Source organism: bacterium (assembly GCA_036524115.1).
Taxonomy (GTDB): Bacteria; JAUVQV01; JAUVQV01; order JAUVQV01; family DATDCY01; genus DATDCY01.
Genome location: DATDCY010000172.1, coordinates 1 through 9667, shown reverse-complemented (window position 1 = coordinate 9667; position 9667 = coordinate 1). Strand labels below are relative to the sequence as shown.

12 protein-coding genes and 1 other RNA gene are annotated in these 9667 nt (G+C 69.8%); all 13 read left to right on the top strand.

The window, feature by feature from the left end; genetic code table 11:
- Positions 1-2 precede the first annotated feature (2 nt).
- Positions 3-1853 (top strand): threonine--tRNA ligase, encoded by a 1851-nt coding sequence (gene thrS / locus VI078_08295; GenBank protein HEY5999285.1) that lies wholly within the window; start codon positions 3-5, stop codon positions 1851-1853.
- On the top strand, positions 1850-2446 hold the full coding sequence (infC, locus tag VI078_08290; GenBank protein HEY5999284.1) for a translation initiation factor IF-3: 597 nt from the start codon (positions 1850-1852) through the stop codon (positions 2444-2446). The genes thrS and infC overlap by 4 nt, the downstream gene beginning before the upstream one ends.
- Positions 2439-2639, top strand: coding sequence for a 50S ribosomal protein L35 (gene rpmI / locus VI078_08285; GenBank protein HEY5999283.1), 201 nt, complete (start codon positions 2439-2441; stop codon positions 2637-2639). Before infC ends, rpmI begins: the two co-directional genes overlap by 8 nt.
- A gap of 18 nt (positions 2640-2657) precedes the next feature.
- The gene (gene rplT, locus VI078_08280) at positions 2658-3014 is read left to right on the top strand and encodes a 50S ribosomal protein L20 (GenBank protein ID HEY5999282.1); all 357 of its coding nucleotides are present in this window, start codon (positions 2658-2660) and stop codon (positions 3012-3014) included.
- 190 nt (positions 3015-3204) lie between these two features.
- Complete coding sequence (locus VI078_08275) at positions 3205-3468, top strand: cell division protein ZapB (protein ID HEY5999281.1); 264 nt, start codon at positions 3205-3207, stop codon at positions 3466-3468.
- Complete coding sequence (locus VI078_08270) at positions 3465-3776, top strand: cell division protein ZapA (GenBank protein ID HEY5999280.1); 312 nt, start codon at positions 3465-3467, stop codon at positions 3774-3776. The genes VI078_08275 and VI078_08270 overlap by 4 nt, the downstream gene beginning before the upstream one ends.
- Positions 3777-3844: 68 nt before the next feature.
- Positions 3845-4036, top strand: a non-coding RNA gene (gene ssrS, locus VI078_08265) — 6S RNA.
- Positions 4037-4422: 386 nt separating this feature from the next.
- On the top strand, positions 4423-5046 hold the full coding sequence (locus VI078_08260; GenBank protein ID HEY5999279.1) for a 5-formyltetrahydrofolate cyclo-ligase: 624 nt from the start codon (positions 4423-4425) through the stop codon (positions 5044-5046).
- 1 nt (position 5047) lies between these two features.
- Entirely contained in the window at positions 5048-6619 is a 1572-nt protein-coding gene (rny, locus tag VI078_08255) for a ribonuclease Y (protein ID HEY5999278.1), read from the top strand.
- 157 nt (positions 6620-6776) lie between these two features.
- Positions 6777-7565, top strand: a complete 789-nt coding sequence (locus tag VI078_08250) for a TIGR00282 family metallophosphoesterase (GenBank protein ID HEY5999277.1) — start codon at positions 6777-6779, stop codon at positions 7563-7565.
- 166 nt (positions 7566-7731) lie between these two features.
- The gene (gene rimP / locus VI078_08245) at positions 7732-8271 is read left to right on the top strand and encodes a ribosome maturation factor RimP (protein HEY5999276.1); all 540 of its coding nucleotides are present in this window, start codon (positions 7732-7734) and stop codon (positions 8269-8271) included.
- Entirely contained in the window at positions 8261-9352 is a 1092-nt protein-coding gene (gene nusA, locus VI078_08240; protein HEY5999275.1) for a transcription termination factor NusA, read from the top strand. The genes rimP and nusA overlap by 11 nt, the downstream gene beginning before the upstream one ends.
- A partial coding sequence (locus VI078_08235; GenBank protein ID HEY5999274.1) for a YlxR family protein occupies positions 9333-9667 on the top strand: 335 nt, incomplete at its 3' end. The genes nusA and VI078_08235, both read left to right, overlap by 20 nt.

The window sequence follows — 9667 nt, the reverse complement described above, 5'->3', positions numbered from 1 at the left end:
AGATCCTCGCCGAGCGAAAGCAGCTCGACGACGACGTGGTGGCGGTGAAGGTCGGCGGGCAGCTCGTGGATCTCCACACGCCCGTCGACGAGAGCGGAGGCCCGCTCGAAGTCGTGCGGCGCTCGGATCCGGCGGCGCTCGACGTCATCCGTCACTCGACGTCGCACGTCATGGCGCAGGCGGTGAAGCGACTCTTCCCCGACGTCAAGCTCGCGATCGGCCCCGCGATCGAGGACGGCTTCTACTACGACTTCGACGTCGAGAAACCGTTCACGCCCGAGGACCTCGAGCGCATCCAGAAGCGGATGGCCGAGATCGTCAAGGCCAACACGCCGTTCGTGCGCAGCGAGGTGCCGCGCGACGAGGCGCTGCGCGCGTTCCGCGAGAAGGGCGAGGTCTACAAGGCCGAACTGATCGAGGCGATTCACGACCCGACCGTGTCGCTCTACCGCCAGGGGGGCTTCACCGACCTGTGCCGAGGGCCCCACGTCAGCTCGACCGGGAAGATCAAGGCCTTCAAGCTGCTCTCGATCGCCGGCGCCTACTGGCGCGGCGACGAGCGCAACCGGATGCTCCAGCGGATCTACGGCACGAGCTTCCCCGACAAGGCCGCGCTCGAGGCCTACCTGCACCGGATCGAGGAGGCGCAGAAGCGCGACCACCGCAAGATCGGCCGCGAGCTGGACCTGTTCTCGTTCTCCGACGAGGTCGGGCCGGGCATGGTGCTCTGGCACCCCAAGGGCGCGCTGCTGCGCTACCTGGTCGAGGAGTTCGAGCGCCGCGAGCACCTCAAGCGCGGCTACCAGATGGTCTTCGGGCCGCGGATCCTGCGCGAGGAGCTCTGGCGGCGCTCCGGGCACTACGACAACTACCGCGAGAACATGTACTTCACCGAGATCGACGAGCAGCGCTACGGCATCAAGCCGATGAACTGCCTCTCGCACATGATGATCTACAAGTCCCAGCTGCGCTCGTATCGCGACCTGCCGCTGCGCTACTTCGAGCTGGGGACGGTCAACCGCCACGAGAAGTCCGGCGTGCTCCACGGGCTGACCCGCGTGCGCGAGTTCACCCAGGACGACGCGCACATCCTCTGCACCCCGGAGCAGCTGCGGGGCGAGATCGAGGGCGTGCTCGGCTTCATCCGCGACGTGATGGGGATGTTCGGGTTCAACTTCACCCTCGAGCTCTCGACGCGCCCGGAGAAGTCGATCGGCTCCGACGCGGACTGGGAGCTGGCGACGAACGCGCTGCGCGTGACGCTGGACGCCGCCGGCATCGCCTACGAGATCAACGAGGGCGACGGGGCCTTCTACGGCCCGAAGATCGACGTCAAGCTCGAGGACGCGATCGGCCGCTCCTGGCAGTGCGCGACGATCCAGTGCGATTTCACCCTGCCGGAGCGCTTCGACCTGACGTACGTCGCGGCCGACGGGCAGCAGAAGCGCCCGGTGATGATCCACCGCGTGGTGCTCGGCTCGATCGAGCGCTTCATCGCGGTGCTCATCGAGCACTTCGCGGGCGCCTTCCCCTTCTGGATCGCGCCGGTGCAGGTCGCCGTCCTCACGATCACGAATGCGCAGGACGACTACGCGCGCGCCGTCGCCGAGCGCCTCCGCGCCGCCGGCCACCGCGTCGAGCTCGACCTGCGCAACGAGAAGATCGGCTACAAGATCCGCGAAGCGCAGTTGCAGAAGGTGCCCTTCATGGCTATACTCGGCGCCCGGGAACAGGCGGACGGCACGGTCGGCGTCCGCCGCCGCGAGGAGGGCGACATCGGTGCCCTCCCGCTCGACGCGTTCCTCGGGTTACTCCACGAACAAGGGGGTCAGCGAACGGTGACGGTGGCATGAGCGTTACGGCGACGGTCCAGCAGCGGGTGAACCGCGAGATCCGTGCCCGGGAGGTCCGGGTGATCGACAACGAGGGCAACCAGCTCGGGGTGATGAACATCAACGACGCCATCCAGGCGGCGTGGGACCGCGACCTCGACCTGGTGGAGGTGGCCCCCACCGCCGTCCCGCCGGTCTGCCGCATTCTCGACTTCGGCAAGTACAAGTACAGCCAGGCGAAGAAGACGCAGGAGTCGAAGAAGCACCAGCGCATCATCAAGATCAAGGAAATCAAGATGCGCCCGAAGATCGAGGGGCACGACTACGACTTCAAGAAGGGCCACGTCCTGCGCTTCCTCTCGCAGGGCCACCGCGTCAAGGTCACGATCATGTTCCGCGGGCGCGAGATGGCGCACACCCACCTCGGCAAGGCCATACTCGACCGTCTCACCGCCGACCTGACGCCCTACGCGGCGCCGGAGAACCCGCCCCGCCTCGAGGGGCGCAACATGTATGTCTATCTCGTTGTCAAACCGGGCGCGGTCTTCCCGGAGTCCGTGGTCCGCGCCGCCCAGCACGAGCCTGAGCCCGAGGAGGATGCCAAGGATGCCTAAGATCAAGACCAAGCGCGCGGCGGCCAAGCGCTTCCTGACGACCAAGAGCGGCAAGATCAAGCGCTCGAAGGCCTACGCGAGCCACATCCTGACGACCAAGACCCGCAAGCGCAAGCGGCGTCTGCGCCTCGCCGACACGGTCAATGCCGCGGACGCCAAGAACATCAGGAAGCTGATCCCGTACAAGTTCTAGGACGAAGGAGACCAAGCGATGCCGAGGACAAAGGGCGGGCCCAAGACCCCGCAGCGACGCAAGAGGGTTCTCAAGGCCGCCAAGGGCTACTGGGGCGGCAAGCACCGCCTCCTGCGGCCGGCCACCGAGGCGGTCGACAAGGCGCGCAAGTACGCCTACCGCGACCGGCGCGCGAAGAAACGGGACTTCCGGGGCCTGTGGGTGGTGCGCATCAACGCAGGCGCGCGCGCGAACGACCTCTCCTACAGCCGCTTCATGGCGGGGCTGAAGAAGGCCGGGATCGAGATCAACCGCAAGGTCCTCGCCGAACTGGCGATCATCGACCAGGCTGCATTCTCCCGCCTTGCCGCGATCGCCAAGGAGAGCGCCGCCTAGCACGGAAAGCCGTCTGTGGCCCGCGCATCGCGGATGATGCGCGGGCCATTTTTTTTCGTCCTGCCGATGTGTTGAAACTTCCCCCGAGGTCATCCGGCATCAGCCTGTTTCTTGGCATTCAAAATCAACCCCTTGATATTGCGCGTGTATTCAATTGACATCAAGTAATGTCTGAGGTAGCGTTCCTGACGTGGCGGCATCCATCGACATCCTTGAGGACCGCGTCGACGCCGTGGCCGACCTCGTCCAGAGGCTGAGACGGGAGGTGGCGCGGCTCGAGCGCGAGCTCGCCGAGCGCCAGAGCGTCGCGCCGCCGCTCTCCCCCGCGTCGAAGGACTGCCCCCCCGCCGACGAGCAGCTGCTCGAGGAGATCTCCCGCCTGCGCGCCGAACGGGCCGCGGTGCGCGAGCGCATCAGCGGGCTGATCAGGGAAATCGACCAGGTCTCCTGGTGAGCGACGAGCACGTCACCGTCCGGATCTACGGGGAGACGTATCCCCTGCGCACGACGGAGTCCGCCGCGCGCCTCGAGGAACTGGCCCGCCACGTCGACCAGCGCATGCGCGAGGTGGCCGCATCGGGGAAGGTGGTCGTCACGAGCAAGATCGCCGTGCTCGCGGCGCTGCACATCGCCGACGAGCTCTTCCGGCTGCGCGATCAGTGCGCCGGGCCCGCGGCGGCCGACGCATCGCGCGTCGAGGCGCTCGTCTCGCGCCTCGACGCGCTGCTCGCCCCCCCACGCGATACCGCCGCCGGCGCCTGAGGCCGCGCGCTGTCGAAGCGCTTGCCTTTTCCCTCTCGCCGAATCTATACTCGGGTCACCGTAAGGCCGTGCCCCTGCGGTGTTCGTGATTGGGCGACAAAATTGTCGAACCAACAGAGAATGGCACGGGGAGGCAAACGATGGGCGCCCTGAGCAGGCCCGTACCTGGTGCGGGAAGCCTTACGCGCCCTGCTGCCTTCCCACTTGGACCTTTTGGTTCGAGACCATTTTTGCCCACACGGCACCTTCGCGGGGGCTTTTCGACGGACCCGGGCCGCGGACGCGGCCCGTTGACATAGAGGCGGAAACGCTCAACGAAAGGACAAGGACAGCAAGGATTCGGGCAGCTTCGGCACCGGATCTGAACGCGGCAGAGTTCGCACATGGGCAGCAGCGGTGGCAATGAGGTCTTCGGGGGGCATTCCGTGCGAACGGGCACGGCGCCGGGGGCCTGCAGGGTGAAAGCGGGATCAGGTCATCCGGCGCGTCCGGGCGCGGCTCTGCCGCTCCTCTCGCCGGCGATCGCATCCGCCTAGACGCCCCACCGCCCTTCCCCGAGGTCCCGGCCGGCGTCCGGGCCTCCGTCGCAACGCCTGCGCGCAGATTCCGGCCCAAGTCTTCAGCCCGGCCCGCGTGCCGCGCCACCATGGACCAGCCACCGGTCGCCCCCGAGAACAAGAGCGCGCTGCGCCGCCGCCTGACGGAGTCGCGCCGCGGCATCGCGCCGGCCGACCGCGCCGCGCGCAGCGCCCGCATCGCCGCCGCGTGCCGCACCCTCCCCGGATTCGGGTCGGCGTCGATCGTCTGCCCGTACGTCAATTTCCGCGAGGAGGTCGAGACCATGGGCCTCATCGCCTCGCTCCTGGCCGCCGGGCGGCGGGTCGCCGTCCCGGTCCATCTCCACGGCGAGGTGCATCCGTTCTCGTTCGCGGAGCTGCGCTCCCTCGACGAGCTGGTCCCCAACCACTTCGGCATCCCCCAGCCGCCGCGCGAGACGGCGCGGTTCCTGCCCACCGCGGCCATCCCCCTGTTCCTCGTCCCGGGGCTGGCCTTTGACCCCGCGGGCGGGCGCCTCGGCTACGGGCTCGGATTCTACGACCGGGCCTTCGCCGACGCCGCCCCCGGCACCCTGAAGGTCGGGCTCGCCTTCGAGGCGCAGGTCCTCGAGCGCGTCCCGACCGGACCTCACGACGTCCCGATGGACTTCGTGGTCACCGAAGACCGCGTGATCCGCGCCGCACCCGGCGGTTCACCGACAAGGAGGTGGTGACATGTCACCCGTGCAGATGCCCATCGCAGTGATCATCGCCCTGGCGGCGCTCGCCGCGGGCGTGCTCGCCGGCTGGCTCGCGCGCCGGTCCGTCGCCGAGAAGAAGATCGGCGCCGCCGAGAGCGAGGCCCGCACGATCGTCGAGGCGGCAGAGGCCAAGGCCGCGACCCGCGAGAAGGAGGCGGCGCTGGAGGCCAAGGAGTACCTGCTGCGCGCCAAGGCCGACTTCGAGAAGGAGACGCGCGAGAAGCGCCAGGAGTTCGCGTCGGTCGAGAAGCGCCTCGACCAGAAGGAGGAGAACCTCGAGCGCAAGGTGAGCCTCCTCGACCGCAAGGAGTCCGATCTCAACCAGCGCGACGGGCGCCTCGCCGAGCGCGAGAAGGGCCTCGGCGAGAAGGAAAAGGAGATCGGCCGGCTCGTCGACGAGGCCAAGGTGCGCCTCGAGCGCGTTGCCGGCATGACGGCCGAGCAGGCCCGCCGCCAGCTCCTCGAGAGCCTCCAGGAGGAGGTCAAGGCCGAGTCCGCGCGCACCATCCGCCGCGCCGAGGAGGAGACGCGCCTCATCGCCGACAAGAAGGCCAAGGAGATCATCAGCACCGCGATCCAGCGCTACTCGAGCGACTACGTCGCGGAGTCGACCGTCTCGGTCGTGCCGCTCCCGAGCGAGGAGATGAAGGGACGCATCATCGGCCGCGAGGGACGCAACATCCGCACCCTCGAAGCGGCGACGGGCGTCGACCTGATCATCGACGACACCCCCGAGGCCGTCATCCTCTCCGCCTTCGACCCCGTGCGCCGCCAGATCGCCAAGATCTCGCTCGAGCGGCTCATCGCGGACGGGCGCATCCACCCGGCGCGCATCGAGGAGGTCGTCGAGAAGGTCAAGAAGGAAACCGACCAGGCGATCCGCGAGGCCGGGGAGCAGGCGATGTTCGACCTCGGCGTGCACAACGCGCACCAGGAGATCGTGCGGCTGATCGGCCGGCTCAAGTACCGCACGAGCTATGCGCAGAACATCCTCAAGCACTCGCGCGAGGTGGCCTACCTCTGCGGGATCATGGCCGCCGAGCTCGGGCTCAACGTCAAGCTCGCCCGGCGCGCGGGCCTGCTCCACGACATCGGCAAGGCGCTGGACCACGAGACCGAGGGGCCGCACGCGATCATCGGCGCCGAGGTCGCCCGGCGCTACGAGGAGAGCGAGGAGGTGATCAACGCGATCGCCTCGCACCACGAGGAGGAGGAGCCGCGCACGGTCGAGGCGGTGCTCGTCGCCGCCGCCGACGCACTGTCCGCGGCGCGCCCCGGCGCCCGCCGCGAGGTCCTCGAGGCCTACGTCAAGCGGATGGAGAAGCTCGAGGAAATCGCCGACTCCTTCCGGGGAGTCGAGAAGGCCTTCGCGATCCAGGCCGGGCGCGAGATCCGGATCATGGTGCAGGAGAACCAGGTCAGCGACGGCGACACCGTCGTGCTCGCGCGCGACATCGCCCGCAAGATCGAGGAGCAGCTCACCTACCCGGGGCAGATCCGCGTCACCGTCATCCGCGAGAAGCGCGCGGTCGACTACGCGAAGTGACGAGGCCGGATAAGGCCGCATCTGCGGCGTTGGGCTCCTCCCGCCTCCCTGCGGCGACCACGAGGTCGCCTCAGTCGCCGGATCGTCGCCCGCCTTGCATCTGCAGCCTTCTTCGGCCTCGTCAGACGGTTCCTCGAGCGGCACCGTCCTGCGTCCGATGAAGATCCTGTTCATCGGGGACGTCGTCGGCAAGCCGGGGCGGCAGGCCCTGGCGACGCACCTGCGCAAGGTGCAGGAGGCGCACGGGATCGACCTGACGGTGGCCAACGGCGAGAACGCGGCCGGCGGCTTCGGGATCACCCCCGAGACCGGCGCCGACCTGCTGCGCCTCGGCGTCGACGTGATCACCTCGGGCAACCACATCTGGGACAAGAAGGAGGTCCTCGGCTACATCCCGAAGGAGAACCGCCTCCTGCGTCCCCTCAATTACCCGCCTGGCGCCCCGGGCTACGGCTCGGTGGTCGTGACCGCCCGCGACGGCACGAAGGTCGCGGTGCTGAACGTCTCGGGCCGGGTCTTCATGAACGACCTCGACTGCCCCTTCCGGAGCGTGCTCGCCGAGATCGAGGCGCTCGCCGGCGAGGCCCGGGTGCGCGTCGTGGACTTCCACGCGGAGGCCACCAGCGAGAAGATCGCCTTCGGGCGCTTTCTCGACGGCCGGGTCAGCGCGGTCGTGGGCACGCACACCCACGTGCAGACCGCCGACGAGCGGGTGCTTCCCGGCGGCACCGCCTACATCTCGGACCTGGGCATGACCGGTCCGGTCGAGTCGGTCATCGGGGTCGACCCGGACATCGTCGTGCGCAAGTTCCTCACCGGCCTGCCCGAGCGCTTCGAGACCGCCAGGGGCGCCGCCCAGTTCCAGGGCGCGGTCGTCGAGGTCGCCCCGGGCAGCGGCCTGGCGCTCGGCATCCAGCGCCTCTCCCTCGCCGCCCCGGCCGCCTAAAGGCCCGGCCGCCGCGCGGCCGGAGGCGCTCGCGCCGGCGGATTGCCCTTGCGCTCCGCCCCTTGGGCGGGGTATCATTCATCGGTTAGCCAGACACGGCGATATCGAGGCGAAGGAATGGGCTTCCCGAAGCCCATTTTTCTTTTTTGAAAGGGAGGCTTGAGCCATGTCGCGCCGTCAGCAGGCCGAGGAGGCCGCCGCGAAGATCGCGACGCCGATCCTCGCCGGGCTCGGGCTCGAGCTGCTCGATGTGACGCTCACGGGCCCCGGCAAGGCGCCGATCCTGCGCTTCACGCTGGACCGCCCCGGCGGCGGCGTGACCGTGGACGAGCTGCAGGCGGCGAGCGGGGCCATCGAGACCGCCCTCGAGGTCGCGGAGGTGCTCCCGGGCCGCTACAACCTCGAGGTCTCCTCCCCCGGCATCGACCGGCCGTGGAAGCGCCTCGAGGACTTCGCCCGCCACGTGGGCGAGCGCGCGAGCCTCAAGACGTTCGCCCCGCTTGCGGACGGCCGGCGGCAGCTCACCGGGCGGCTCCTGGCGGTCGAGGGCGGGCTGGTGCGCTTCGAGCCCGACGGGGGCGCGCCCGTCGAGATCGAGTTCTCGAACATCGCCGCCGCACGGCCGGAGGTCGACTGGGCGGCGCTGCTGCGCGGCCGCAGGCCCTCGCCGGCGGCGGAGTCAGGGGGATCGGCGCATGAACCGTGAACTGATGCACGTCATCGACCAGATCAGCTTCGAGCGCGGCCTCGACCGCGCCGAGGTCGTCCAGGCGCTCGAGACCGCCCTGATCTCGGCCTCGCGCAAGCGCCTCGGCGAGGACGGCCAGCTGCGGGTCCGCCTCAACCAGGACACCGGCGACCTGGAGATCCTCGTGATGAAGACGGTCGTCGAGCGCCCGCAGGACGTGCTCGCGGAGATCCCGCTCGCGGCGGCGCGGGCCATCGACCCGGAGGCGCAGCTCGGCGGGAAGGTCGAGGCGCTCACCGACCTGGCCGACTTCGGGCGCGTCGCCGCGCAGACCGCCAAGCAGGTGATCGTGCAGCGCGTGCGGGAGGCCGAGCGCGACCACATCCACCACGACTTCAAGGGGCGCGAGGGGGACATCCTCACCGGCACCGTGCACCACAAGGAGAAGGGCGACCTGCTCGTCGACCTCGGCAAGACCGAGGGGGTGCTGCCGAAGAAGGAGCAGATCCCGCGCGAGTCCTACCGCGGCGGCGATCAGATCCGGGCCTTCGTGCTCGAGGTGCGCCGCACCATCCGCGGCCCGCAGGTGATCCTCAGCCGCACCGCGCCGGAGTTCCTCGTGCGCCTCTTCGCGCTCGAGGTCCCCGAGATCCGGCAGGGGCTCGTGAAGATCCTCGGCGCCGCGCGCGACCCGGGCGAGCGGGCCAAGATCGCGGTGCTCTCCACGGCCAAGGACGTCGACGCGGTCGGCGCCTGCGTCGGCGTCAAGGGCTCGCGCGTGCAATCGGTGGTGCGCGAGCTGCGCGGCGAGAAGGTGGACATCGTCCCGTACGCCGAGGACGTGCGCGCGTTTCTCGTGAACGCGCTGGCGCCGGCGCTCGTTGATCGCGTGGAGGTCGACGAGGGCCGGCACGCGCTGCTCGCGGTCGTCCCGGACGACCAGCTCTCGCTGGCGATCGGCAAGAAGGGCCAGAACGTCCGGCTCGCGGCCAAGCTCCTCGGCTGGGAGGTGGACATCAAGAGCCGCACGGAGGTCGACGGCCCGGCGGCGGCCGAGGCCGCGGAAGGGGATGCGCCTGATGGGCCGGCGGGACCTTGATGCCGGGCGCACGTGCCTCGGCTGCCGGCGGCGGCGCCCGCGCGCGGAGATGATCCGTATCGTGCGCGACCCGGAGGGCGACGCCTGCTTCGACCTCGAGGGACGGCTGCCCGGCCGCGGCGCCTGGGTCTGCCCCTCCCCGGCGTGCGTGGAAGCGCTCACGGCCGGAGCCCTCGCCCACGTGCTGCGGGCGCCCGTGCGGCTCGCGCCCCCGCAGTCCCGGCGGCGCCAGCTGGCGGATGTCCTCGGGCGGCGGGTGGGCAACCTGCTGACGATCGCGCGCCGGATGCGCGGGCTCGCGACGGGACCCACGGG

Excerpts from the sequence above, each read along its gene's own strand:
- infC (HEY5999284.1), top strand. The coding sequence starts at position 1,850 with ATGAGCGTTACGGCGACGGTCCAGCAGCGGGTGAACCGCGAGATCCGT.
- rpmI (HEY5999283.1), top strand. The coding sequence starts at position 2,439 with ATGCCTAAGATCAAGACCAAGCGCGCGGCGGCCAAGCGCTTCCTGACG.
- rplT (HEY5999282.1), top strand. The coding sequence starts at position 2,658 with ATGCCGAGGACAAAGGGCGGGCCCAAGACCCCGCAGCGACGCAAGAGG.
- VI078_08260 (HEY5999279.1), top strand. The coding sequence starts at position 4,423 with ATGGACCAGCCACCGGTCGCCCCCGAGAACAAGAGCGCGCTGCGCCGC.
- rny (HEY5999278.1), top strand. The coding sequence starts at position 5,048 with ATGTCACCCGTGCAGATGCCCATCGCAGTGATCATCGCCCTGGCGGCG.
- VI078_08250 (HEY5999277.1), top strand. The coding sequence starts at position 6,777 with ATGAAGATCCTGTTCATCGGGGACGTCGTCGGCAAGCCGGGGCGGCAG.
- rimP (HEY5999276.1), top strand. The coding sequence starts at position 7,732 with ATGTCGCGCCGTCAGCAGGCCGAGGAGGCCGCCGCGAAGATCGCGACG.
- nusA (HEY5999275.1), top strand. The coding sequence starts at position 8,261 with ATGAACCGTGAACTGATGCACGTCATCGACCAGATCAGCTTCGAGCGC.